Source organism: Streptomyces sp. NPDC088747, from assembly GCF_044751025.1.
Lineage (GTDB): Bacteria > Actinomycetota > Actinomycetes > Streptomycetales > Streptomycetaceae > Streptomyces.
Genome location: NZ_JBIVKZ010000023.1, coordinates 143,066 through 167,227 on the forward strand (window position 1 = coordinate 143,066; position 24,162 = coordinate 167,227).

Below are 24,162 nucleotides of genomic sequence, written 5' to 3' on the forward strand. Positions count from 1 at the left end.
CATCCGACCCCCTCTCGCGCAGGGAGCCGTTCATGACCGTGGATCGGAACGCCGCCACCCGGGGCTTCCCGCTCCGACCGCCCGGACGCGCTCCGAGCCCGGCCCGCTATCTCGTTCCGGCCCTGGTCGCCGCGGCGGTGGCGGTCGGCCTCGGCGTGTACGGCAAGGTCCACGATCCGGCGGGGACCGCCTTCAACCTCGCCGGCTTCAGCAGCACGGGAGCCGTGAAGTCCTGGCTGGCGACGGCGGCGTTCGCCTTCGCGCTCGTCCAGGTCGTCTCGGCCCTCATGGTGTACGGGAAGCTGCCCGGGCCGAGTTGGTCGTCGGCGCTGCACCGCTGGTCGGGTCGGATCGCGTTCCTGGTGTCGGTACCGGTCGCGGTGCACTGCCTGTACGCGCTGGGCTATCAGACGTACGAAACACGCGTTTTGTGGCACTCTCTCCTGGGTTGCTTCTTCTTCGGTGCCTTCAGTGCGAAAATGCTGCTGCTCCGTTCGGAGCGACTGCCCGGCTGGCTGCTGCCGATCGTCGGCGGACTGGTGTTCACCCTCCTCACCGTCATCTGGCTGACGTCCGCCCTCTGGTTCTTCCGCACCTTCGGAGTGACGACATGACCCATCGCCCCACGCGGCGCACGATTCTTCTCGCGAGCGGCGCGGCGGCTCTCGTCGCGGGGTGCAGTGAGTACGGCGACAGCGGCGACTCCTCGTCCGCCGCCGCCTCCCCCGGACAGGAACTGGCGAAGACGGCCGACATCCCGGTCGGCGGCGGCAAGATCTTCAAGGACGAGCAGGTCGTGGTGACGCAGCCGGAGAAGGATCAGTTCAAGGCCTTCTCCAGCATCTGCACCCACCAGCGCTGCCCGGTGGCCAACGTCTCGGACGGCACCATCAACTGCACCTGCCACGGCAGCAAGTTCAGCATCACGGACGGCTCGGTCACCAACCCGCCGGCCACCAAGCCGCTGCCCGAGAAGCAGATCACGGTGCGGGGAAATTCGATCAGCCTGGCCTGATCGGGCCCGTACGCTCCGGGACATGGACTCCGAGGCCCTGGTGCGCGACCACACGATCTACTCCTGCGTGATGGGTTCGCGCGCCTTCGGCCTGGCCACGGACACCAGCGACACGGACCGCCGGGGCGTGTTCGTCGCCCCGACCCCGCTCTTCTGGCACTTCGAGAAGCCGCCGACCCACGTCGAGGGCCCGGCCGAGGAGCAGTTCAGCTGGGAACTGGAGCGCTTCTGCGAGCTCGCCCTGCGTGCCAACCCGAACATCCTGGAGTGCCTGCACTCCCCCGTCGTGGAGTACGCCGACGACACGGGCCGCGAACTCCTCGCCCTGCGCGAAGCGTTCCTGTCCCTCCAGGCGCACGACACGTTCACCCGGTACGCGCTCGGCCAGCGCCGGAAGCTGGAGGCGGACGTACGCCAACAGGGCGCCCCCCGCTGGAAACACGCCATGCACCTGCTCCGCCTGCTGATGAGCGCCCGCGACCTGCTGCGCACGGGCAGGCTCACCCTCGACGTCGGCGATCAGCGTGAGCCGCTGCTCGCGGTGAAACGGGGCGAGGTCCCCTGGCCGCACGTCGAGGCCTGGATGGCCCGGCTCGCGACAGAGGCGGACGAGTCGGTCGACGGGAGCCCACTGCCCGCCGAGCCGGACCGGCCGCGCGTCGAGGACTTCCTCATCCGCGCGCGCCGGGCGTCAGCGCTCCAGGCGGACCCGGACGACGAAGGCGTGCAGGGCGTCGTACGCGGTCGCGGTCTCCGGCAGAGCTGACGCGTCCCTGGCCTCCGCCAGCAGTCCGTGCAGCCGCTCGACATCGTCCGCCACGCGGGTGTGAGGGACGTCCGCGGCCCCGTGCTCCCGCTCCGCCTTCGCGGCGATCAGGTCCGGCAGACAGTCGGGTGCCCCGGCCTCCCCCAGCAGGGTGCGCAGATCCGCCCGTACCTCGCCGCTGCGCATCAGATGGATGCCGGTGAGGAGCACCCGGAACGTGTAGAGCAGCGGCTTCAGTTCGCCGGTCTTCTCGAAAAGCCGCCACTGGGTGGTCGCGAACCCCTGGTAGTGGTGGGCGTGATGGCGGGTGAGGACGCCCGGCGCGAGGGAAACCAGTTCCCGGTGGGCCTCGGTGGTGTGCACGACGAGCGGCGAGAGCAGCTGCTCCAGCACATAGCCGTTGCGGCGCAGCATCAGCCGTACGAACTTGCGCAGGTCGTGCGTGACGAGGTCCAGTTCGACCCCGTCCCGCACCCACATCCGGGACCGGGTCTCCTCCGGATCGCGCAGCCCGACCAGATCGGCCGCCGGAAGGAGGTGGACGCCCCGCAGGTCGACGTCCGAGTCGCGGGACGGGAAGCCGTAGAGGTGCGCACCCGAGACGGTGGCGAACAGCACTGGATCGGGCTGTTCGGCCACCACGGACATGAGGTCGACGTCGAGGAGATCGGTCATCCCTCAAGCGTCCCAGAGCGCCCCCAGCGACATGAGGTCACCCTGGTACTCGATGCGGTCGGCCCACGAGGTCGGCCACGCGTCCGAGCCGTGGTAGGCCCCGGCGAAGGCGCCGGTCAGGCAGGCGATGGAGTCGGAGTCGCCGGAGGTGCAGGCGGCCCGGCGTACGGCGGTCAGGGGTTCGTCGACGAACAGCAGGAAGCACAACAGGCCGGTGGCGAGCGCCTCTTCGGCGATCCAGCCGCCGCCGGTGGCCAGACACGGGTCGGCCTCGGGCGAGACCGTGCGCACGGCGTGCCTGAGGTGGTCCAGGATCTCCAGGCACTCGTCCCAGCCGCGCCCGATGAAGTGCTCGGGCGTGGGGTCCTGGCCGCGGGTCCACAGGTCACCGAGCCAACGGGCGTGATAGCGGTGGCGGTTCTCGTACGCGTACGACCGCAGTCGGCCGATCAGGCCCATCGGCTCGGTCCCCTCGGCGAGGAGCCAGATCGCGTGGGCGGTGAGGTCGGCGGCGGCGAGCGCCGTGGGGTGGCCGTGGGTGAGGGCGGCCTGCAACTGGGCCGCGCCCGCGCGCTGTTCCTCGCTCAGCCCGCGGACGAGCCCGACGGGCGCCACGCGCATGTTGGCGCCGCAGCCCTTGGAGCCGATCTGGCTCGCCTCCTGCCAGGGCCGCTTCTCGTTCCTCAGGAGGTTGCAGGCGACGAGACAGGTGCGGCCGGGCGCGCGGTTGTTGTCGGGCGACTGGTACCAGTTCACGAACTCCTCGCGCACCGGCCGCTCCATCCGCAGCGGGCCGAGCAGTCCGCGGTCCATGGCCGTGCGCAGTCCGCGGGCCAGCGCCAGCGTCATCTGGGTGTCGTCGGTGACGATCGCCGGCGTGGGCAAATCCATCTCGCGCCAGGGACCGCACTTGGCGAGGATCGCCGGTACGGAGTTGAACTCGGTCGGGAACCCCATCGCGTCGCCGAGGGCGAGGCCGAGCAGGGATCCGGTGGCGGCACGTTTCGCGAGCGTCGTGGTGGTCATGTGGGTCGTCCTTCCTGAGTGGGACGCATCAGGGGCGGGTGCAGGGTGGTGGCGCCGCCCGCGCGGTAGACCGCGGCGGGTTTGCCACGGCCTCCCGTCAGACGCGCGGCACCCGGGACCTGGTCGACGAAGCCCGGCGTGGCGAGCACCTTGCGCCGGAAGTTGGGCCGGTCCAGGACGGTTCCCCACACGGTCTCGTACACCTGCTGCAACTCCCCGAGGGTGAACTCGGGCGGGCAGAAGGAGGTGGCGAGACAGCTGTACTCGAGCTTGGAGCCGACGCGTTCGTGGGCGTCGGCGAGGATCCGGTCGTGGTCGAAGGCAAGAGGACCGAGCGCGTTGTACCGCAGCCACTGGGCCTGCGCCGCGTCACCGCCGCCGCGCGGCTCGGGAGGGTCCGCGAGCAGCGCGGCGAAGGCGACGGAGACGACGCGCATCCTGGGGTCACGGCGGGGTTCGCTGTAGGTCCTGAGCTGTTCGAGGTGGAGCCCGGAAATGTCCGACAGGCCCGTCTCCTCGGCGAGTTCGCGCCGGGCGGCCGTCTCGGCGGACTCGTGCGGCAGCACGAAGCCGCCGGGCAGCGCCCAGCGGCCGAGGTACGGCTCCTGTCCGCGCTCGACGAGCAGCACCTGGAGCACGCCCGCACGGACCGTCAGGACGGCCAGGTCGACGGTGACGGCGAAGGGCTCGAACGCGTACTTGTCGTAACCCTCGGGTGCGCTGCCCCCCGGCGCTCGACCTTCGCGTGCGAGCACGCCCACCCTCTCCCCACTTAATAGTCAGAACGACTAATAGTCACCACGACTATAAGAGAGGTGAGCGTGCTCACACAACCCTCCAACTGACCTGATTCGAGGGCTTCTTGACGGGCTCGGGCGACCGGAGGCCGCCACCGCCGCTCCCGCCGCAGCGGCCCCACCCGTAGGCCCCCTCAGTGCGGACCGGGCCCCGAGAGGAAGCGCGCGGGGCCCGGTCGCCGCCCCAGGAAGGCCAGCAGCCGGTCCTCGGGCCCGGACCGGGAGGACGGCACGCCGACCGGCTCGGCGAAGCGCACCCCCCGGTCCGCGTCCCCGACGAACTCCCGCGCCACGAAGAGCAGTTCGCCCGCGAGCGCCGGCGGAATCGGCCGCGACCTCTCGCACGCCTGGGCGACGTCCCACCCGTGTACGGCGATCTCGACGGCGCCGACGGCCGCCAGCGGCCCGATGTCCAGTGACTGGTCCCCCACCCGCACGGAGGGCTCGGCCGACGGCACCGCGCCCGACACCACGGCCCAGGCGCCGAGCAGCGCGCAGGCCCGTTCCCGGAAGGCGCACACGGGATCGGCCGCCCTCGGGGTGGGGCACAGGCCCACCCGCCCCTCGGCGACCCCTTCGTAGAGCGCGTCCACCGAGTCGTCGAGATGCCCGAGCAGTTCCCCCAGGTCCCAGCGGGCGCAGGGCGTCGGCCGTCCCAGGCTCCCCGGCGCCACGACGGCGACGCTCCCCAGCGCGTAGGCGAGCGAACGCTCCAGCAGTTCTCCGGAGTTCACGAGCGCACCCCCGCCGTGCCACGCCGCCCCCGGCATCCGTCGTGCGCCTCAGCGGACCCCAGAAGCCCTCGGGGCTCGCCCGCCGCCTCTCCGGGCCCGCGAGGCCCCGGACGCCGCACAGGGCCCTCCAGGGCCGCCGGGCGCCCTTCCGTGAGGATCCGCCACGTCCCGCCCCGCAAGGGCGACCGGTCCCCGTGTTCTCTCGCTGCGCCCATCGCGCGCTCCCTTCCCTCACCCGTACAGACGGCCGGGAAGCGGAAAAGGCATCGGCCGGTTCCGGAACGATCCCGGAACCGGCCGAAAACGACTGGCACACCTGACGACGGGCGGCAGGCGACAAGCGCCAGGCGCTCCTAGAGATCGACCTCCTGCATGAGCATCCCGACCTCGGTGTTCGACAGGCGGCGCAGCCAGCCCGACTTCTGGTCGCCCAGGGTGATCGGGCCGAAGGAGACGCGCACCAGCTTGTCGACCGGGAAGCCGGCCTCGGCGAGCATGCGGCGCACGATGTGCTTGCGGCCCTCGTGCAGGGTCACCTCGACCAGGTAGTTCTTGCCGGTCTGCTCGACGACCCGGAAGTGGTCCGCCTTCGCGTAACCGTCCTCCAGCTGGATGCCGTTCTTGAGCTGCTTGCCCAGGTCGCGCGGGATCGGGCCCACGATGTGCGCGAGGTAGACCTTCTTCACGCCGTACTTGGGGTGGGTCAGGCGATGCGCCAGTTCACCGTGGTTGGTGAGCAGGATGACGCCCTCGGTCTCGGTGTCCAGCCGCCCGACGTGGAAGAGCCGCGTCTCGCGGTTGGTCACGTAGTCGCCGAGGCACTGACGGCCCTCGGTGTCCTCCATGGTCGAGACGACACCGGCGGGCTTGTTCAGCGAGAAGAACTGGTACGACTGCGTGGCCACGGTCAGCCCGTCGACCTTGATCTCGTCCTTCTCGGGGTCGACGCGCATGCCCTGTTCCAGGACGATCTCGCCGTTGACCTCGACCCTGGCCTGCTCGACCAGCTCCTCGCAGGCACGCCGCGAACCGTAGCCCGCGCGCGCGAGCACCTTCTGCAGGCGCTCGCCCTCCTCCTCGGCCCCGGGGTGGGTCTTGGGCGTCTTGATCTCGGGCTTGCCGGCGTACCGGTCCCGGTTGCGCTCCTCGGCCCGCGTCTCGTACTCGCGCGACCGCGCCGGCTCCGTACGGCCGCCACGCTGCTGGCCCTGCTTGGGACCGCCCTTGGCACCGCCGCGGGCCGCGTTGCCGCGCCCTGACTTCGGGCCCTCGTGGGACGCGGCGGGGCCTACGTCGTAGCGGCGCTCCTCGGGACGGGGCTTGCCGGGGCGCTTGGGCTGCTCGTCACGCCCTGCCGCGCTCCTCGGCTGGGAGTTGCCCCCGCCGGTTCCCCGGGGGGCGCCGCGCCCGCCGGATCCACGGGAGTCACCGCTCCCGCCGGACCCGCGGAAGTTACCGCCTCCGCCGGACCCGCCGCGGGAGCCACCCCCGCCGCCGGACCCGCGAGAGCCGCCTCCGCCGCCGGAGCCGCGGGAGCTGGAGCCCCCGCCGGACCCGCGGGGGTTGCCGCGCCCGCTGTTACCGCCACTGCCACTGCCACTGCTTCGCATCAAAGTTCCGTCGTCGTCGTGTCGTCTGCATCTGCATCCGGTGCGTCCGGATCGAACGACGGGACCCCTTCCAGCGTCTCTGCTTCGATCGCGTCCGCCTCGGGGAGGAAGGGCGCGAGCTCCGGGAGCTCGTCCAGGCCGCGCAGGCCCATTCGCTCCAGGAAGTAGTTCGTCGTCCTGTACAGGATCGCACCTGTTTCGGGTTCCGTGCCCGCCTCCTCGACCAGACCGCGCTGGAGGAGGGTGCGCATCACGCCGTCACAGTTGACTCCGCGGACCGCCGAGACCCTGGATCGGCTGACCGGCTGGCGGTACGCGACGACCGCCAGGGTCTCCAGGGCCGCCTGGGTGAGCCGGGCCTGCTGGCCGTCCAGCACGAAGCGCTCGACGGCCATCGCGTACTCCGGCCGGCTGTAGAACCGCCAGCCCCCGGCGATGAGCCGCAGCTCGAAGCCTCGCCCCTGCACGGCGTAGTCGTCGGCCAGGTCCCGCAGCGCGGCCGCGATCCGGCGCTTGGGCCGCTCCAGGATCTTCGAGAGGTGCTCCACGGTCGCGGGTTCGTCCACGACCATCAGGACGGCCTCAAGGGCGGGCTTGAGATCGAGGTCGGCGACGGTGCGCGGTCCGGCCGCGGTCTCGGTGGTGTCCTCGCTCACGCCTTCTTCTCCTCCTTGGGCACCTCAGGCGGCCGGTCGAACTCGTCCGTCACCTTCGGCTGCTCGTCACTGTCCCCGCCGGTCCAGCGCACGACCAGCTCCCCGAGGGCCTCTTCCTGGTCCAGCGCCACGGCCTTCTCGCGGTACAGCTCCAGCAGCGCGAGGAACCGGGCCACGACGGTCAGGGTGTCGGCGGTGTCCTCGACGAGGTCGCGGAAACTGGCCGCCCCCAGCTCCTTCAGCCGGGCCACCATGATCCCCGCCTGCTCCTGGACGCTGACCAGCGGCGCGTGGATGTGGTCGACGTAGACCTGCGGCTTGGGCCTGGGCTGCATCGCCTTCACGGCCAGCTTCGCGAACCCCTCGGCCCCGATGCTGATGACCACCTCGGGCAGCAGCGCCGCGTGGTGGTCCTCAAGTCCGACGGTACGGGGATAGCGGCGGGCCTCCCGGTCCAGGCGGGCCTGGAAGATGTCCGCGATCTGCTTGTACGCGCGGTACTGGAGCAGCCGGGCGAAGAGCAGGTCCCGGGCTTCGAGGAGCGCCAGATCCGCCTCGTCCTCGACCTCGGCCGACGGCAGCAGCCGCGCCGCCTTGAGGTCGAGAAGGGTGGCCGCGACGACGAGGAACTCGGTCGTCTGGTCGAGGTCCCAGTCCGGTCCCATCGCCCTGATGTGCGCCATGAACTCGTCGGTGACGCGGGACAGCGCCACTTCCGTGACGTCCATCTTGTGCTTCGAGATCAGCTGGAGCAGCAGGTCGAAGGGGCCCTCGAAGTTCGCGAGCCGCACCTTGAAGACGCCGTCGTCGCTCCCGTCGTCGGGATCGGGCACGGGGTCGGGCTCAATGAGAATCTCGGGCACGGCCCCGTCGAGAACCTCGGGCGCGGACTCGACAGGAGCCTCGGGCTCCGAAGCGACCTCGGGTCCGGCAGGAACCTCGGGCTCCACAGCGACCTCGGGCTCCACAGGAACCGTCGGCTCGACGGGCACCGCGGGCTCCGACTCAGGGGGAAGCGGCGGTACCTGTTCCTCGGCAGGAGCCGGGGGCGCCGCCCCGGGCCCCCGCCCCAGAACACGCCGACGGCCGGCACCGGGGCCGGAGGGGGGAACGGAGGCGTCATACGAGGGCATAGCGCTCGCAGGCTACCTCCTACCGCCCACGAAGCCGTCGCACGAGAATGCTCGCGTCCCCACGGGATTCCAGATCGGCGAGCACCACGGCGACCGCCTCGCGGACGATCCGCCCGCGGTCGACGGCCAGCCCGTGCTCGCCCCGGAGCACCAGCCGGGCGTGCTCCAGGTCCATGAGCTCTTCCGCGGACACGTACACGGTGATCTTCTCGTCGTGCCGCTCGCGCCCGCTGGGCCGCCGGTTCTGTCCCTGGCCCCGTCCGCGCTTGCGCGAGGACTGTCCGGCGGCAGAACCTTCCTGCATCGCCTGACCTCGCCCCGAGCGCTCCGCGGTGGCGCCACGGCTGCGGGATCCCGCGTCGGGGTCGGAGTCGGCGGCGACGTGTTCGTCACCCTCGCCGTCACCGCCCTGGACGGGCACCCCCTGCGGCGCGTCGTCCCCGGCGGCCGCCGTGTCGCTCTCGCCCGCGGGAGCCGGTACCCGGGCCTCGCCGTTGGTCCGGCGCGAGGGCGAGGACGCCTGGAGCGCCATTCCCCCGGTGGTACGGAACAGTTCGTCGGCCCCCGGCAGACTCACTCGGCGTGACACCGGGCGAGCACCTCCCTGGCGAGCTGGCGATAGGCGGCGGCACCGACGGAGTTGGAGGCGTACGTGGTGATCGGCTCACCGGCGACGGTGGTCTCCGGGAAGCGCACCGTGCGCCCGATGACCGTGTGGTAGACGTGATCGTCGAACGCCTCGACGACGCGCGCGAGCACCTCACGGCTGTGCACCGTGCGGGAGTCGTACATCGTCGCGAGGATGCCGTCGAGCTCCAGCTCGGGGTTGAGCCGCTCCTGGACCTTCTCGATGGTCTCGGTGAGCAGCGCGACCCCGCGCAGGGCGAAGAACTCGCACTCGAGCGGCACGATCACCTTGTGGGCCGCCGTGAGGGCGTTCACGGTGAGCAGGCCGAGCGAGGGCTGGCAGTCGATCACGATGTAGTCGTAGTCGGCCATCAGCGGCTTCAGGGCGCGCTGGAGCGTGGACTCGCGCGCGACCTCGCTCACCAGCTGCACCTCGGCGGCGGACAGGTCGATGTTGCTCGGCAGCAGGTCCATGTTCGGGACCGCCGTCTTCAGGAGCACGTCGTCGGCCGACATCCCCCGCTCCATGAGCAGGTTGTAGACGGTGAGGTCGAGCTCCATCGGGTTGACGCCGAGGCCGACCGAGAGCGCGCCCTGCGGGTCGAAGTCGACGAGCAGGACCCGGCGTCCGTACTCCGCGAGCGCGGCACCCAGGTTGATGGTCGACGTGGTCTTGCCCACGCCGCCCTTCTGGTTGCACATCGCGACGATGGTCGCGGGGCCGTGGTCGGTCAGCGGGCCCGGGATCGGGAAGTACGGCAGCGGACGCCCTGTCGGGCCGACGCGCTCACGACGCTGACGGGCGGCGTCGGGCGCGAGCGTGGCCGCGTACTCGGGATCCGGCTCGTACTCGGCGTCGGGGTCGTAGAAGTGCCCCTCGGGCAGTTCGTCGTAGTCGGCGAAGTGGGTGCGGTTCTCGCCACTTCCGTTGCCGGCCATGGCGTTCACGTGATGGCCATCCATGCTCGGGTGTGCTGTCTGAGTCATACGGGGACTCTTCTGGGCTGCGAAGGTGCGGACAGCGACGGAGCCGACAGCCTCGAGCCCCGTGGGGGCCTGGCCCCGCGTCGGCATTCCTGGTTGACCACCCCCGGGAGTAAATGTCGACTCATTCACAAGTCGTCTTACCTCCTTGGTGACCAGGAAACTTCTCGATAGGTCAGCGTGGCACCATGCCGACGGTTGGCGACTCTATGGCGTGTCACCGCTCCGCAGCAACACAATCCGCCGGACCCGACCCGATGTGTCGGCAACCGAACACCCCTCTGTCAAGGGCGTAAGCCCGTCGCACAGCAGGTTTCACCGGTGTACGAATCGGTTAAAGGGTTACGTTCGCGGCGAGTTGAACGAGTGTCACAAAGTGACCCGACACACACCCGGCCGGACCTTGTCGGGCAAGGTCCGGCCGGGTGTGCGGTGTTGACGAGCCGTGTTGACGTATCGCCTTTTTACCCGTTGATGACTTAACCGAGCAAGGTCTCCAGCTCGACGTGCTCAAGTCCGTGCGCCTCGGCGACCTCGCGGTAAACAACCTTGCCGTCATGGGTGTTGAGACCCTTGGCGAGAGCCGCGTCACGGCGCAGCGCCTCGACCCAGCCGCGGTTCGCCAGCTCGACGATGTACGGGAGAGTCGCGTTGGTGAGCGCGTACGTCGACGTGTTGGGCACGGCGCCGGGCATGTTGGCGACGCAGTAGAAGACCGAACCGTGCACCGGGAAGGTCGGCTCGGCGTGGGTGGTGGGACGCGAGTCCTCGAAGCAGCCACCCTGGTCGATCGCGATGTCGACAAGAACACTTCCCGGCTTCATTCGGGAAACGAGTTCGTTGGTGACGAGCTTCGGCGCCTTCGCGCCCGGGATGAGGACGGCGCCGATCACGAGGTCGGCGTCCAGGACGGCCTTCTCCAGCTCGAAGGAGTTGGACATGATCGCCCGGACCTTGGTGCCGAAGACCTTGTCGGCCTCGCGCAGCTTGTTGATGTCGCGGTCGAGCAGCGTGACGTGGAACCCCATGCCGACGGCGATCTGCGTGGCGTTCCAGCCGGAGACACCGCCGCCGATGACGACGGCCCGCGCGGGCTGCGTGCCGGGGACGCCGCCGGGCAGCACGCCGCGGCCGCCGACCGAGCGCATCAGGTGGTACGCGCCGACCTGCGGGGCCAGCCGGCCCGCGACCTCCGACATCGGGGCGAGCAGGGGCAGGGCGCGACCGGGCAGCTCGACGGTCTCGTAGGCGATCGCGGTGGTACCGGACCCGACGAGCGCGTCGGTGCACTCCTTGGAGGCCGCCAGGTGCAGGTAGGTGAAGAGCGTCTGGTCCTTGCGCAGGCGGTGGTACTCCTCCGCGATGGGCTCCTTGACCTTGAGCAGCAGGTCGGCGGAGGCCCAGACCTCGTCGGCGGTGGGGAGGATCCGCGCGCCGGCGGCGACGAACTCCTCGTCCGTGATCGAGGAGCCGAGACCGGCGTGCTGCTCGATGAGGACCTGGTGGCCGTGGCGCACCAGTTCGTGCACACCGGCGGGGGTGATGGCCACCCGGAACTCGTTGTTCTTGACCTCGCGGGGGATACCGACCTTCACGTCGATCACGGTCCTTGGCTCAGAGGGTTCTGGGGGGTGTGCAAGCCGGGGCGATGCGAGCCGGGGCATTGCAGGTCATACCCGACGCGAGGGAGCACACCGGGAGACACCACGAAAGAACGCGGCGGAGCCAGTCTAATGAAGGGATTCTCTCTGTCTAGCCTTTCAATGCATCAATCTTCTTCGGGTGTACTGCGGATTTCGTAGGCGTTAGCGTCTTGTTCCCTGGCTGACGCGCTCTCCGGGAGCTCGTCACCCAGCATTCGCCCGGCCGCCACCCGGTGCAGCTTGGCGGCGGCGGGGTCGCCGAGCCGGTCCAGGGTGTCGGCCAGCCTGAGCTGAAGCGCGGCCTGGAGTCGTACCTCGTCCGCGCGGCGCGCCAGCTCGGCCGCCTCCTGGCAGGTGCGCAGCGACTCCTCGGGCCGCCCGGCGTACTCCTGGACCCGCGCCAGTTCGCTCAACGCCCTTGCCTGAGCTGCCAGGTCGCCGTTCTTGCGGTGCCCGGTGACGGCGGCCCGCCAGTTGCGCAGCGCCTCGCCGTAGCGGCCCGCGTAGGTGTGCGCGGTGGCGATACGGCCGTACAGCCGGGCGGCCTCCACCCGCTCGTCCCGGGCGAGCCGCTCGCCGAGCGCCCGCCCGTACCAGTCGGCGGCCCGGTCGTAGTCGCCGAGTTCCTGGTACGCGCCGCCTACGGATTCCATCGCGCGGCCGGTCGCATACAGGTCGTTCGCCTCGCGTCCGGCGTCGAGCGCGGCCCGGTAGCGGGCCAGCGCCTCGGGCGTACGGCCGGTCTGCGCGTCCAGGTCCGCGAGGTTCAGCAGGGCCGCGGCCCTCTCCCTGGGCAGTTTCCGGCGCTCGGCGACGTCCAGGACGAGCCGGTGGATGCCGTACAGCTCCGGCGCGGCGGCCTGCGTGCCGACGTGCGCGACCATCGCCCGCACCAGCGCGGCCATGAGACGGCGGGCCAGTGTGTCCAGCTCTCCGTCGGCCACCGCGAGCCGGGCCGAGGCGAGCAGCGCGGGCTGCCGGATGCGCAGCCAGTCGGCGGCGGCCCGGGGGTTCGGGAAGCGCAGCGCGCGGGGCATTCCGGCGAGTTTCTCGCGGGCGGGCGAGCTGTCGGTCTCGGTGATGGCGCGGCAGGACACCAGCAGCCGTACGGTCCGCTCCAGCATCCGGGCGCGGGCCAGCTGGAGCTCGGCGGGGCGGTCGTGGGCCTCGGTGAGCGCGGTCAGCAGCGGCAGCAGGCAGCCGGGTACCTCGTACTGCGGGAGCGGTGACTCGACGGGCCGGAGCAGGCCGAGCGCGGCGAAGTCGTCCAGGGTGGTGCGGGCGGCGCTCACCGAGCAGCCGGCGAGCGCGGACGCGGTGTGCGGGTCGACGAGACCGGCCGGGGCGAGTGAGAGCAGTCGCAGTATCCGCGCGGCGGCGCTGGGCAGCGAGGCGTAGGTCAGCCGGAACATGCGGGCCGGCGCCGGGCCGTCCTCGCCCTCGCCGCGCAGGTGCTTGGCGAGGTCGGCGACGGCCGACTGGGGGCGTGCGGCGAGCCAGCCGCCGGCGAGCACCAGGGCGGCGGGCTGGCCGGCGCACAGCTCGACCAGGTTCTCGGCGGAGAGCGGGTCGACGGTGATGCGCACCTCGCCGGTGAAGCGGCCGAGGAGTTCGAGCGCCGCCTTGGTGTCCAGGCCGCCGAGGGTGCAGGGGCGGACGTCCGCGATGCCGGTCAGCGGCCCGCCGGAGACGGCGATGACCAGGCAGTCTGGGGTGTCGGGCAGCAGGGCGTCGACTTGTTCGGCGTCCGCCGCGTCGTCGAGCACGAGCAGGACCCGGCGGACGGCGAGCGCCTCGCGCAGCGCCTCGCCGAGGGCGTCGGCGTCCGCGCCGGGCGGGGTGGGCCGTTCCAGGGCGGTGAGCAGTTCCCGCGCGGTGCGCTCGGTGGGTACGGGGGTGCCGTCGGCTTCGGAGAGACGGGCGCGCAGCACGCCGTCGGGGTAACTCTCGGCGACCTGCCGCGCGAGTTCCTCGGCGAGGGCGGTGCGGCCCGAACCGGGCTTGCCCGCGATGAGCAGCACGCGCGCGCGTGGCGCTTTCCGGCCCGAGATGGTGTCCAGACCCGCTCGCTCGATGTCGGCCCGGAGTTCCTTCAACTCTCTTGTGCGACCCAGGAACTGACTCTCCGTAGGAGCGGACTCGGCAGCCGGGCGCTGCCCCTCTGCCGACACTTTCGTGCCGCCGTTGTCCACCGCCTGATCCGTCACGGGCCACACTCCCGTCCCACTGCGCGCGCAAACCCGCCGGGACTCCGGACGGGGCGTTTTCAGAGCCTAGTTCACGCTCTGCGACGATCCGTGCGGAGCGCGGCGGACAGGTCCCCCGATCGGATCAGGCGATCGTAGGACTGATTGCGTCGGACGGGTGTGAGGCGGGTGTCAGACGGCTGTCAGACCTCGAAGGGGCGGGCCGGCCAGGGCGCCTCCGCCGGGCGCAGCACGTCGAGGCCGTCGCCGTTCCGTGCGGCGACCAGCGAGAGCACGCCGACGGCGAGGCAGGTGTTGTGCAGGTCTCCGGCGAGTACCCGGCGGACGAGCTCGTCGACGGGGACCCGGGCCAGCTCCATGTCGGCCTCCTCGTCCTCGACCTCGAAGCGCAGTCCCTCCGCCTCGGAGAGGTCACGGGCGAGGAAGACGCGGACGGCCTCGGTGCAGCCGCCGGGCGTGGTGTAGACGTCGGTGAGAACCCGCCAGTTCTCGGCCTTGATGTGCGCCTCTTCGTAGAGTTCGCGCTGCGCGGCGTGCAGGGGGTTCTCGCCGGGGATGTCGAGGAGACCGGCCGGGATCTCCCAGAGCCTGTGGCGCACGGGGTGGCGGTACTGGCGCAGCACAAGCACGCGGTCCTCGTCGTCGAGGGCGAGGATGGCGACGGAGCCGGGATGGACCTGGTAGTCGCGGCGGGCGACCGATCCGTCGGGCATGACCACGTCGTCCGTGCGGACCGAGGTCTTGTTGCCGACGAACGGGGTCTCGCTCGCCCTGATCTCCCAGGCCTCGGCGGTGTCCTTGATGCTCATGCCCTGTCCTCCCACACGTGCAAGAAACTGGCCCCGCACAGGAACCGTTACCGGAACCCGTGACGGAAAACGGGGTGCACGCCTCAAAAGGCACACACCCCGAACACCGTACAACCCTCGCGTTACTTGGCTGTCTTGCCCGTCTTGCGTTCCACCGCGGCCTTGACCAGGCCCGCGAAGAGCGGATGCGGGCGGGTCGGGCGGGACCGAAGCTCGGGGTGGGCCTGGGTCGCCACCAGGTACGGGTGGACGTCGCGCGGGTACTCGACGTACTCGACGAGCTTGCCGTCCGGCGAGGTCCCGGAGAACTGGAGACCGGCCTTCTTCTCCAGCTCCGCGCGGTAGGCGTTGTTCACCTCGTAGCGGTGCCGGTGCCGCTCCTCGACGTACTCCTTGCCGTCGTACACCTCGCGCGCGATGGAGCCCTCGGCGAGCTTGGCCGGGTACATGCCCAGCCGCATGGTGCCGCCCATGTCGCCGTCGCCCGCCACGATGTCGAGCTGCTCGGCCATGGTGGAGATGACCGGGTGGGAGGTGCCGGAGTCGAACTCGGTGGAGTTGGCGTCGGTGATGCCGGCCAGGTTGCGCGCGGCCTCGATGACGATGCACTGGAGGCCCAGACAGAGGCCGAGCAGCGGGATCCCGTTCTCACGGGCGTACTGGATGGCGCCGACCTTGCCGGACACGCCGCGGTCGCCGAAGCCGCCGGGGATGCAGATCGCGTCCACGTCGCCGAGCTGCTTGGCCGCGCCCGCCGGGGTCTTGCAGTCGTCCGAGGTGACCCACTTGACCGCCACCCGGGCCTTGTTCGCGAAACCGCCGGCGCGCAGTGCCTCGGTGACCGAGAGGTAGGCGTCGGGCAGGTCGATGTACTTGCCGACCAGCGCCAGGGTGATCTCGTGCCGCGGGCTGTGGACGCGGTCGAGCAGGTCGTCCCAGGCCGTCCAGTCCACGTCGCGGAAGGCGAGGTCCAGCTTGCGGACGACGTACGCGTCCAGGCCCTCGGTGTGCAGGACCTTCGGGATGTCGTAGATCGACTTGGCGTCGATGCACGCGACCACGGCCGCCTCGTCGACGTCGCACATCAGCGAGATCTTGCGCTTGATGGCGGTGGGCACCTCGCGGTCGGCCCGCAGCACGATCGCGTCCGGCTGGATACCGATGTTGCGCAGCGCGGCGACCGAGTGCTGGGTCGGCTTCGTCTTCAGCTCCCCGGAGGGGCCGATGTACGGGAGGAGCGAGATGTGGACCACGAACACGTTGTCGCGGCCGACCTCGTGACGGACCTGACGGACCGTCTCCAGGAAGGGCAGCGACTCGATGTCGCCGACCGTGCCGCCGACCTCCGTGATGACCACGTCGACGTCGTCGGTGGCCATCCGGCGGATGCGGTGCTTGATCTCGTTGGTGATGTGCGGGATGACCTGCACGGTGTCGCCCAGGTACTCGCCGCGCCGCTCCTTGGCGATGACCGTCGAGTACACCTGGCCGGTGGTGACGTTGGCCGAGCCGTCCAGATCCACGTCGAGGAAGCGCTCGTAGTGGCCGATGTCCAGGTCGGTCTCGGCGCCGTCGTTGGTGACGAACACCTCACCGTGCTGGAACGGGTTCATGGTGCCCGGGTCGACGTTCAGGTACGGGTCGAGCTTCTGCATCGTGACTCTCAGGCCCCGCGCCTTGAGCAACATACCCAGACTGGAGGCCGTGAGGCCCTTGCCGAGGGAGGAGGCGACACCCCCGGTGACGAAGATGTGCTTGGTCGTCGTGGCTGTGCTGTTTCGGAAAGCAGCGGGCGTCATGGCCAAGAGGGGGCTCCCGTGGTCGCGGTCTGGGGTGCGTACCGGCGTGGGGTCCGGAGTTCTCCGGAGGTGCCGTCGCTGCGGTTCGGGGGTTTTTCTCCCACCGGTCCACGGGCTACCAGGGTATCAGCGCCTCAGGGAGGCTGCTTCCGGCCACGCTCCGCACACACGTCGACACGTACCCCACACGCCACACACTGGAGTCTCACTCGATCGGCGGAGCCGGGTTACCGGGACCGGCACGCGGATCTTCCAGGTGCGTCGTATCCTGCTCGGACACTTGCTGCCGAGCCCGGCCGACACACGGCACCATCCCCGTCCGTATCCCGGAACACGAGAGCTCGTCAGTTCGTTTCGCAACGACAATCGCACCGACTATTGACGTTTCGTAGCGACGCAATACCAACGTTCCCTTGACCGCAAGAGCGACCGCCCCTCCGGGGGCGACGTGGCCGTTCGACTGGAGATGCACGTGGCCGGGCGCATCGAGGACTACGCACTCATCGGAGACATGCAGACAGCCGCGCTGGTCTGCCGGGACGGCACGGTCGACTGGCTGTGCCTGCCCCGCTTCGACTCCCACGCCGTCTTCGCAGGACTGCTCGGCACGGAGGAACACGGATTCTGGCGGCTGGGGCCGGCGCACGCGGCCGACGCCCCACCGCCGACGGCGGCGCGCCGTACCTACCGCGGCGACTCGCTGATCCTGGAATCCGAGTGGGACACCCCACGCGGCACGGTCCGCGTGACCGATTTCATGCCCCCGCGCGACGGCGCGCCGCAGCTGATCCGCATCGTGGAGGGCGTCACGGGCCGGGTCCCGATGCGCTCCGCGCTGCGGATGCGTTTCAGCTACGGCCGGGTCGTGCCCTGGGTGCACAAGCACGAGGGGCGGACGGTCGCCGTCGCCGGCCCCGACTCGGTGTGGTTCGACACCGCCTGCGAGACCTACGGCAAGGCACTGACCACGTACGCCGACTTCACGGTGGCGCCCGGTGACCGGATCGCGTTCACCATCTCGTGGGAGCCCTCGCACAAGGTGCCGCCCGCGCTGCCGGAGCCCGAGCAGTCGCTGGAGGCGACCGAGGAGTTCTGGCGGGACTGGGTCGGCCAGTGCACGTACCACGGCCCCTACCGCGAGGCCGTCGTACGCTCGCTGATCACCCTCAAGGCCCTGACGTACGCGCCCACCGGCGGCATCGTCGCCGCGCCCACGACCTCGCTCCCGGAGGAGATCGGCGGCGTACGCAACTGGGACTACCGCTACACCTGGCTGCGTGACGCGGCGATCACCCTGTCGTCGCTGCTGCGCACCGGCTACCGCGAGGAGGCGCGCGCCTGGCGCGAGTGGCTGCTGCGCGCGGTCGCCGGCGACCCGGAGAACCTCCAGATCATGTACGGCATCGCCGGCGAACGGGAGTTGGGCGAGGCGGAGCTCCACTGGCTTCCCGGGTACGAGAATTCGGGACCCGTCCGCGTCGGCAACGGCGCCGCGGGCCAACTCCAGCTCGACGTCTACGGCGAGGTCACCGAGGCCCTGCACCTCGCCCACATGACGGGCCTGTCCCGCAACGACTACGCCTCGCTCCTCCAGCTCAAGCTGATCCGCTACCTGGAGGACCACTGGGACCAGCCGGACGAGGGCATCTGGGAAGTCCGCGGCCCGCGCCGCCACTTCGTGCACTCCAAGGTGATGGCCTGGGTCGCGGTCGACCGCACGATCAAGCTCATCGAGTCCGGTGACGCGGACGGTCCGCTGGAGAAGTGGCGCGAGCTGCGCGACGACATCCACCGGGACGTGTGCGAGAAGGGCTACGACAAGGAGCGCAACACGTTCACGCAGTCGTACGGCTCCAAGGAGCTGGACGCCTCGCTGCTGCTCATCCCCCAGATGGGCTTCCTGCCGCCGGACGACAAGCGCGTGATCGGCACCATCGAGGCCATCCAGCGCGAGCTGTCGACCTCGGACGGCTTCATCCTGCGCTACCCCACCAGCGGCGAGGACGCGGGCGTGGACGGCCTGGAGGGTGACGAGGGCGCCTTCCTCGCCTGCTCGTTCTGGATGGCGGACGACCTGGCGATGATCGGGCGGGTCGACGAGGCCCGCAAGCTCTTCGAGAGGCTGCTCGCCCTCCGCAACGACCTGGGCCTGCTCGCCGAGGAGTGGGACCCCCGGCTCAAGCGCCAGGTCGGGAACTTCCCGCAGGCCTTCAGTCACGTTCCGCTGATCGACACGGCACTGAGGCTGACCGCTTCGGGCGCGTACGGCGGCTGAACGGGAGCGCGGGATCCGGACCTCGATTCCCGGATCCCGTGTCCTCTTCCCGCCGGGGCGGCGAAGGGGCTGGTGCGCGGGGCCGACGGAACCGGGTAACGTCTTTGTCATGTTCTTCCAGACGCCGATTCACGAGTGAGGCGTGACGGGCCCCCGCCGACGTCCTTCGACATCGCCGCCCGTCCCCCACCAATGAGTCCGCAGATCACTTCGCATCATTACCGGGAGAACCCGTGACCGTGAGCAAGAACATCAACAACCCTGTGGGCATGGGCGGCGGCCAGCGCAAGAAGCAGTCCCGCGCCGAACGGCAGAACCACGGTCCGCACCGCAACCTCGACCGCCAGGGCGCGGCCGACCTGAAGGCGGAGCTGGTGCGCAAGATGCGCGAGAAGACCGGCACGACCGAGGGCACCGGACAGGCCGAGGACGCCCAGACCGCCCAGACGACGGCCGACGACGCCGCACAGAACTGACGCACCGCCGCCGGACGGCACCGCACGCGGCCGGTCCCGCTCAGCTCTCTGCCCCCCTTCGCGCTCGCCTCGGCTGACCACCCGGGGGCAGTCACCGCCGAATCGGCGGCTTTGCCAGGCGGCTTTGCCAGGCCGAATCCTGCCCAAGTCGGCTGAAATACGGCCGAAAAAGTCCGAACGGGCCTGATTACACCTGAACGCGCCCGATCCGCCCTGCCCGCCTAGGCTGGAAGCAGTCCTGTCCCCTGCTGAAAGGGGCGGCTGCCATGGCTCCCTTCTCCAAGGCGGGCGCGGCTCTCGCCGCGTTCCGCGCGGATCTGGCCGGCGACGCGTTCGCTCCCGAGGACCCGGGTTACGACGAGGCCCGGAAGGTCCACAACGGCATGATCGACCGGCGCCCGGCGGTGATCGCCCAGTGCGCCGACGAGGCCGACGTCATCCGTTCCGTGCGTTTCGGGCGGGAGCTCGACCTGCCGATCGCGGTGCGCGGCGGCGGCCACAGCGTGGCAGGCATGGCCCTGAACGATGGTGGTCTGGTCGTCGACCTGCGCCGGATGCACGAGGTGACGGTCGACCCCGGATCCCGGTCGGTACGGGTCCAGGGCGGCGCGCTCATGAGCCATCTCGACCGTGCCGCCCAGCCGTACGGACTGGCGACCACCGGCGGCCGGGTCTCGACGACCGGTGTCGGCGGCTTCGTGCTGGGCGGTGGCAGCGGCTGGCTCGACCGGCGGTTCGGCCTGGCGGTCGACAACCTGCTCGGCGTCGAGCTGGTGACCGCGGACGGCACGACGGTCCGGGCCACCGCCGAGGAGAACCCGGAGCTGTTCTGGGCCCTGCACGGCGGCGGCGGGAACTTCGGCATCGCCACCGCGCTGACCCTGAGGCTGCACGAACTGCCCGAGTTCTCGATGGCCCTGCTGATGTATCCCCCGGAGAACGGCCCGGAGGCGGTCCGTCGCTACCGCGACATCATCGCGACGGGACCGCCCGAGGCGAGCGGCGCCGTCATCCACCTGACCGCTCCGCCCGAGGAGTTCGTCCCCGAGCACGTGGTCGGCCAACGGGTGTGCGGCGTTCTCCTCACGTACGCGGGCGGCGAGGAGGGCCTGCGCGAACTCGCCGAGCCGCTGCTCGCCGTACCGCACGAGGTGGAGATGGTCGCCGCCCTCCCCTACGCCGACTTCCAGTGCATGCTCGACGACCCGCCCGGCCTGCGGAACCACTGGTCCGCCGAGTACCTCACGGGCCTGCCCGACGACCTCGTGGACGTCTACTGCGCCCTCGGAGACACGATGCCCGTGCCCACGGGCACCCAGCACGTCCTCTTCCCGCAGGGCGGCGCGATCGCCGAAGGACCCGCCGAGTACCCGGTGCCCTACCGCAACGCCCCGTGGGCCGTCCACCCCTTCGGCGTCTGGGAGGACCCGGCGGACGACGAACGCTGCGTCCAGTGGGTCAAGGGCGTCCGCGCCGCGGTCCAGCCGTGGAGCACCGGCGCGGTCTACCTCAACTTCATCGGCGACGAGGGCGGCGACCGGGTGGTGGCGGGCCTCGGCACCGAGCACACCCGGCGACTGGCCGCGGTGAAGGCGTCGTACGACCCCGACAACGTCTTCCGCTTCAACCACAACATCCCTCCCGTGCCCGGCTGAGCGCGCCGGCCGCTCCCGTGCCCGCTCCCCCGACGGGCCGGAGATGTTCCGGACCGTGCGGGCGGGTAGCGTCCGCAACCATGGACAGCCGTTACGACACCCAGGGCGCCGGAATCACCGTGCAGCGGGCGCTGGAGCTGCCCGGACTGCGCGGCGGGCTGCCGGAGATCCTCGCGGGCGCCGACCGGCTGCAGCGCACAGTGCGCTGGGTGCACGCGGGCGAGGTCCCGAACATCGCCTCGCTCCTCAAGGGCGGCGAACTGCTCCTGACCACGGGATACGGTCTCGGCACCCGCCCCGCCGAACAGCGTGCGTTCGTCCGCACACTGGCCGAGCGCGGCATCGCGGCCCTCGTGGTGGAGCTCGGCCCGCGCTTCACCAGGCTGCCCGCGGCCCTCGTCGAGACGGCCAGGTCCGCCGGTCTCCCGCTCGTCCAGCTGCACCGCGAGGTGCCCTTCGTGGCCGTCACGGAGGAGATCCACACCGAGATCGTCAACGGCCACTACGCCCTCCTCCAGCGGGCCGAGGAGGTGCACAGACGCTGTACCGAGGCGCTGCTCGGCGGCGGCGGAGTGCCCCAGGTCCTCGGAATCCTCGCCGACTTCAGCGGCAATCCGGTGTTCCTGGAGACGGCTGAGGGGCAGTTGCTGTACGCCGCCGGGTCCGGCGGACCGGGCGCCGATCCGCTCCAGGTGTGGGAGGGGCTGCGCGGCCAGCACAAGGAGGAGCCGCCGACGGGGACGACCCTCGTGGACGTGCCGGGGGGCGGCCCCGGCACCGGTTCGGTACGGGCGCGGCTGGTCCTGCTGCCCGTCAGCTCCCCGGTCGCCCCGGTGCACCGGCTCGCGGCGGAGCGGGCCGCCGGCATCCTGGCCGTCGTGCTGATGCAGGCCCGCCAGGAGGAGGAGCTCGCGGCGCGCGGACGCGGTGACTTCCTCACCGACCTCGCCGAGGGCCGTATCGAGGCCGAGGACGCTCCGGCGCAGGCCCGGGTGCTCGGCTTCAAGCCCGGCGGCGGCCCACTCCTGCCGGTCGTGATGCGGCTCGCCGACGGCCTCTCCCCCGGCGGCGGCTGGGCGGTGCTGGCCCGCGCGGTCGCCGAGGAGCTCGCCTCCGTCGGAGTGCCCGTCCTGCTCGGCGTACGTCCGGTCGAGGGCCGTGTCCCGCTGCTGCTGGGCCTGCGCTCGGAGTCCGAACGCGCGGCGGTCGCCGACCGGGTCGCGGCGGCGCTGCGGGCGGGCGTGGAGCGGGCGGGCATGCAGCGACCCGGCGCGCTGCCGCCGGTGGTGGTCGTCGGCGTCGCGGGCGGCTGGGCGGCGGCCTCGGCGGGTCTGCGGCACGCGGCGGAGACGGCGACGGCCGCACAGGGTCTGACCGACCGGCCCTGGTACGACGCCCGGCGCCTGGACATCGACCTGCTCCTGTGGCGGCTTCGCGAGCACCCGGACCTGGCGGCCTTCGTCGACCGCGCCATCGGCCCCCTCCGGGAGCACGACAACCGCTCACGACCGCCGCTCCTCCCCACCCTGGAGACCTACTTGGCGCACGCGGGCCGCAAGGCGGAGACGGCCCGCGAGCTGCACCTCAACCGTCAGACGCTCTACAACCGACTCGCCAGGATCGGGGAGTTGCTGGGCACGGATCTTGACGACCCGCAGACGGTACTGGCGTTGAGCCTGGCGCTGCGCGCGCGAAGGCATGCGCCGTAGGGCTCGCTCAGGGCAGCGGTCGCGCTTCGGTCAACTCGTCGTAGACACTGAGCACTTGGGCCACCGTGTCGTCCTCGGTCGGCCAGGTGGCGGCCTGGTGGGAGCCCCTGTCCTTGAGGAGTTCCCGGCGCGCGGGGTCGTCGAGCAGGGCAACGACGGTTTCGGCGAGCGCCTTCGCGTCTCCGTACGGGACGAGTTCCGCCGCGTCGCCGACCAGCTCGGGGATTCCGCCGACCGCGGTCGCGACGAGCGGCACGCGCGCGTGGAGTGCCTCCTGCGCGAGCACGGACCGCGACTCCCAACTGCTGGGCAGCAGCGCGAGATCGGCCGCGACCAGAAGCTCCGTGATGTCCTCGCGCCGCCCGATCAGCCGGACGGGCAGCCCTTCGTCCTCGATGCGGCGCTGAAGGACCGCCCTGAGCGGCCCCTCCCCCGCGACCACGAGCAGCGGCAGGGGATCGAGGTCGCGCCACACGCGCGCGGCGTCCAGCAGCGTCCCGTATCCGCGGTGCGGGTCCAGCGAGCCGACCGCCATCAGCAACGGCCTGCCGGTGGCACCGAGTTCGGCCCGCGCCTTGTGCCGTAGCAGGTCGGGGTCCCCGTGCTCGACGACACCGCGCGGCACCGGAGACGCGACGGCGGAGAGCCGCGCGTCGCGAGCGCCCCTGTCACGGGCCCGGTCCACCAGGTCGGAGGACGTGCCGAGAACGACGGCGGCGGCCTTGGCGACCCGCCGCTCCAGCAGCCGCAGCAGACGCGCCCGCGCACCCTCGGCGTGCGGACGCGTGTGCCAGGTGACGACGAGCGGGGTGTGCCGGCCGCTCAGCGCCAACGTGGCCCGCAGCGCGGCGTGCAGCCCGTGCGCGTGCACCAGGTCGGCGTCCGCGCAGGCCGTCCGCAGCGCGGCCACCGAAGCCGGGTCGTTGCTGCGCGGCACGGGGACGTGCCGCGCGCCCACGCCGGTGAACCCGTAGGCGCGGTCGGCATCACTGGGGGCGCACACGGTGACCCGCACGCCCCGGGCGACGAGCCCGGAGGTCAGCGACCGCACATGCGCGCCGCTGCGCGCGCTCCCGCCGCCGAGCACCTGCACGGTGCGCAGCGGCGACTGGCCGTGCGGTGAGTGGCTGCTCACGTGGCTCACGTGGCCGGGGCTCCTGGTTTCGGCGTCGGACGGTCACGAGGAAACGGACAGAAGGATCGTGCGGAGAAACGTACAGAGGGGGTGTACCGCACATCGCGCTCCGCGTCCAACGCCAAGGATGCCAGGCCGCACACCCGTTCCGGCACCACCGCCCGGTCGAGGACACGGCTTCGGGCCCAACTAGTTGGTCGGAGTCACTCACACGAGTGACAGGCGCCGCCCCCGGCACACGATCACGTCCGTCCGGACCGCCGGATGGCCGACACCGGCGCCACCGTCGTGGAATCGGCAGCACCGGCGTGGGATCGGCATCACCCGCGCGACCCGCAGGCCGACCGGCATCACCGGCGCCACCCGTGTGAGCTCAGCGCCACGGCGTGGCATCGGCACCACCGCCGCCACCCGCCTGAGACCGGCACCAC

The 24,162-nt window shown here is 71.2% G+C and carries 21 protein-coding genes; 7 read left to right on the plus strand and 14 right to left on the minus strand.

Annotated features, from left to right (window positions below; translation table 11 throughout):
- Positions 1 to 32: 32 nt before the first annotated feature.
- From ACIP79_RS38310 to ACIP79_RS38320, 3 genes are read left to right on the plus strand one after another with little or no spacing between them, the layout of a single operon-like run.
- Entirely contained in the window at positions 33 to 614 is a 582-nt protein-coding gene (locus ACIP79_RS38310) for a DUF6529 family protein (RefSeq protein ID WP_401231478.1), read from the plus strand.
- Positions 611 to 1,015, plus strand: a complete 405-nt coding sequence (locus ACIP79_RS38315; protein WP_401231480.1) for a Rieske (2Fe-2S) protein — start codon at positions 611 to 613, stop codon at positions 1,013 to 1,015. The genes ACIP79_RS38310 and ACIP79_RS38315 overlap by 4 nt, the downstream gene beginning before the upstream one ends.
- Positions 1,016 to 1,037: 22 nt before the next feature.
- The gene (locus tag ACIP79_RS38320; RefSeq protein WP_401231483.1) at positions 1,038 to 1,781 is read left to right on the plus strand and encodes a DNA polymerase beta superfamily protein; all 744 of its coding nucleotides are present in this window, start codon (positions 1,038 to 1,040) and stop codon (positions 1,779 to 1,781) included.
- Here the strand turns inward: ACIP79_RS38320 and ACIP79_RS38325 are convergent.
- From ACIP79_RS38325 to ACIP79_RS38385, 13 genes are all read right to left on the minus strand, one after another.
- On the minus strand, positions 1,707 to 2,456 hold the full coding sequence (locus tag ACIP79_RS38325) for a DNA polymerase beta superfamily protein (protein ID WP_401231485.1): 750 nt from the start codon (positions 2,454 to 2,456) through the stop codon (positions 1,707 to 1,709). The two genes, ACIP79_RS38320 and ACIP79_RS38325, sit on opposite strands and share 75 nt — an antisense overlap.
- A 3-nt stretch (positions 2,457 to 2,459) precedes the next feature.
- Positions 2,460 to 3,482, minus strand: a complete 1,023-nt coding sequence (locus tag ACIP79_RS38330) for an ADP-ribosylglycohydrolase family protein (protein ID WP_401231487.1) — start codon at positions 3,480 to 3,482, stop codon at positions 2,460 to 2,462.
- Positions 3,479 to 4,237, minus strand: a complete 759-nt coding sequence (locus tag ACIP79_RS38335; protein ID WP_401231490.1) for an NUDIX hydrolase — start codon at positions 4,235 to 4,237, stop codon at positions 3,479 to 3,481. Before ACIP79_RS38335 ends, ACIP79_RS38330 begins: the two co-directional genes overlap by 4 nt.
- Positions 4,238 to 4,413: 176 nt before the next feature.
- The gene (locus ACIP79_RS38340; protein ID WP_401231493.1) at positions 4,414 to 5,013 is read right to left on the minus strand and encodes a TIGR03086 family metal-binding protein; all 600 of its coding nucleotides are present in this window, start codon (positions 5,011 to 5,013) and stop codon (positions 4,414 to 4,416) included.
- Positions 5,014 to 5,366: 353 nt separating this feature from the next.
- Positions 5,367 to 6,623: a pseudouridine synthase gene (locus ACIP79_RS38345; protein ID WP_401231496.1), complete on the minus strand. Its 1,257-nt coding sequence runs from the start codon at positions 6,621 to 6,623 to the stop codon at positions 5,367 to 5,369.
- Positions 6,623 to 7,279: an SMC-Scp complex subunit ScpB gene (gene scpB / locus ACIP79_RS38350; RefSeq protein WP_401231499.1), complete on the minus strand. Its 657-nt coding sequence runs from the start codon at positions 7,277 to 7,279 to the stop codon at positions 6,623 to 6,625. Before scpB ends, ACIP79_RS38345 begins: the two co-directional genes overlap by 1 nt.
- Positions 7,276 to 8,412 (minus strand): segregation/condensation protein A, encoded by a 1,137-nt coding sequence (locus tag ACIP79_RS38355; protein ID WP_401231502.1) that lies wholly within the window; start codon positions 8,410 to 8,412, stop codon positions 7,276 to 7,278. Before ACIP79_RS38355 ends, scpB begins: the two co-directional genes overlap by 4 nt.
- Before the next feature lie 19 nt (positions 8,413 to 8,431).
- Positions 8,432 to 9,001, minus strand: a complete 570-nt coding sequence (locus ACIP79_RS38360) for a hypothetical protein (RefSeq protein ID WP_401231505.1) — start codon at positions 8,999 to 9,001, stop codon at positions 8,432 to 8,434.
- The gene (locus ACIP79_RS38365; protein ID WP_401231508.1) at positions 8,986 to 10,113 is read right to left on the minus strand and encodes a ParA family protein; all 1,128 of its coding nucleotides are present in this window, start codon (positions 10,111 to 10,113) and stop codon (positions 8,986 to 8,988) included. Before ACIP79_RS38365 ends, ACIP79_RS38360 begins: the two co-directional genes overlap by 16 nt.
- Before the next feature lie 389 nt (positions 10,114 to 10,502).
- Complete coding sequence (ald, locus tag ACIP79_RS38370) at positions 10,503 to 11,618, minus strand: alanine dehydrogenase (protein WP_387187866.1); 1,116 nt, start codon at positions 11,616 to 11,618, stop codon at positions 10,503 to 10,505.
- 173 nt (positions 11,619 to 11,791) lie between these two features.
- Positions 11,792 to 13,873, minus strand: a complete 2,082-nt coding sequence (locus tag ACIP79_RS38375; protein ID WP_401231511.1) for a tetratricopeptide repeat protein — start codon at positions 13,871 to 13,873, stop codon at positions 11,792 to 11,794.
- Between the two features lie 182 nt (positions 13,874 to 14,055).
- Complete coding sequence (locus ACIP79_RS38380; RefSeq protein WP_401231514.1) at positions 14,056 to 14,682, minus strand: NUDIX domain-containing protein; 627 nt, start codon at positions 14,680 to 14,682, stop codon at positions 14,056 to 14,058.
- Between the two features lie 122 nt (positions 14,683 to 14,804).
- On the minus strand, positions 14,805 to 16,481 hold the full coding sequence (locus tag ACIP79_RS38385; protein WP_401231517.1) for a CTP synthase: 1,677 nt from the start codon (positions 16,479 to 16,481) through the stop codon (positions 14,805 to 14,807).
- Positions 16,482 to 16,947: 466 nt separating this feature from the next.
- On the opposite strand from ACIP79_RS38385, the gene ACIP79_RS38390 reads away from it, so the two are divergent.
- The 4 genes from ACIP79_RS38390 to ACIP79_RS38405 all read left to right on the plus strand — a co-directional run bounded on the left by ACIP79_RS38390 (position 16,948) and on the right by ACIP79_RS38405 (position 22,596).
- Positions 16,948 to 18,756 carry a glycoside hydrolase family 15 protein gene (locus ACIP79_RS38390; protein WP_387187864.1) on the plus strand — a complete coding sequence of 603 codons (1,809 nt, stop codon included), beginning with the start codon at positions 16,948 to 16,950 and terminating at the stop codon, positions 18,754 to 18,756.
- A 233-nt stretch (positions 18,757 to 18,989) separates the two neighbouring features.
- The gene (locus tag ACIP79_RS38395) at positions 18,990 to 19,232 is read left to right on the plus strand and encodes a DUF6243 family protein (RefSeq protein WP_401231520.1); all 243 of its coding nucleotides are present in this window, start codon (positions 18,990 to 18,992) and stop codon (positions 19,230 to 19,232) included.
- Positions 19,233 to 19,498: 266 nt separating this feature from the next.
- On the plus strand, positions 19,499 to 20,887 hold the full coding sequence (locus ACIP79_RS38400) for an FAD-binding oxidoreductase (protein WP_401231522.1): 1,389 nt from the start codon (positions 19,499 to 19,501) through the stop codon (positions 20,885 to 20,887).
- Between the two features lie 80 nt (positions 20,888 to 20,967).
- Positions 20,968 to 22,596: a PucR family transcriptional regulator gene (locus tag ACIP79_RS38405; RefSeq protein ID WP_401231525.1), complete on the plus strand. Its 1,629-nt coding sequence runs from the start codon at positions 20,968 to 20,970 to the stop codon at positions 22,594 to 22,596.
- Between the two features lie 7 nt (positions 22,597 to 22,603).
- Here the strand turns inward: ACIP79_RS38405 and ACIP79_RS38410 are convergent, their stop codons facing one another.
- Positions 22,604 to 23,740: a glycosyltransferase family 4 protein gene (locus tag ACIP79_RS38410; RefSeq protein ID WP_401231526.1), complete on the minus strand. Its 1,137-nt coding sequence runs from the start codon at positions 23,738 to 23,740 to the stop codon at positions 22,604 to 22,606.
- Between the last annotated feature and the right edge of the window lie 422 nt (positions 23,741 to 24,162).

Coding starts and splice junctions, on each gene's coding strand:
- ACIP79_RS38310 (WP_401231478.1), top strand. CDS start 33: ATGACCGTGGATCGGAACGCCGCCACCCGGGGCTTCCCGCTCCGACCG.
- ACIP79_RS38315 (WP_401231480.1), top strand. CDS start 611: ATGACCCATCGCCCCACGCGGCGCACGATTCTTCTCGCGAGCGGCGCG.
- ACIP79_RS38320 (WP_401231483.1), top strand. CDS start 1,038: ATGGACTCCGAGGCCCTGGTGCGCGACCACACGATCTACTCCTGCGTG.
- ACIP79_RS38325 (WP_401231485.1), bottom strand. CDS start 2,456: ATGACCGATCTCCTCGACGTCGACCTCATGTCCGTGGTGGCCGAACAG.
- ACIP79_RS38330 (WP_401231487.1), bottom strand. CDS start 3,482: ATGACCACCACGACGCTCGCGAAACGTGCCGCCACCGGATCCCTGCTC.
- ACIP79_RS38345 (WP_401231496.1), bottom strand. CDS start 6,623: ATGCGAAGCAGTGGCAGTGGCAGTGGCGGTAACAGCGGGCGCGGCAAC.
- ACIP79_RS38355 (WP_401231502.1), bottom strand. CDS start 8,412: ATGCCCTCGTATGACGCCTCCGTTCCCCCCTCCGGCCCCGGTGCCGGC.
- ACIP79_RS38365 (WP_401231508.1), bottom strand. CDS start 10,113: ATGCCGACGCGGGGCCAGGCCCCCACGGGGCTCGAGGCTGTCGGCTCC.
- ACIP79_RS38380 (WP_401231514.1), bottom strand. CDS start 14,682: ATGAGCATCAAGGACACCGCCGAGGCCTGGGAGATCAGGGCGAGCGAG.
- ACIP79_RS38385 (WP_401231517.1), bottom strand. CDS start 16,481: ATGACGCCCGCTGCTTTCCGAAACAGCACAGCCACGACGACCAAGCAC.
- ACIP79_RS38390 (WP_387187864.1), top strand. CDS start 16,948: ATGCACGTGGCCGGGCGCATCGAGGACTACGCACTCATCGGAGACATG.
- ACIP79_RS38400 (WP_401231522.1), top strand. CDS start 19,499: ATGGCTCCCTTCTCCAAGGCGGGCGCGGCTCTCGCCGCGTTCCGCGCG.
- ACIP79_RS38405 (WP_401231525.1), top strand. CDS start 20,968: ATGGACAGCCGTTACGACACCCAGGGCGCCGGAATCACCGTGCAGCGG.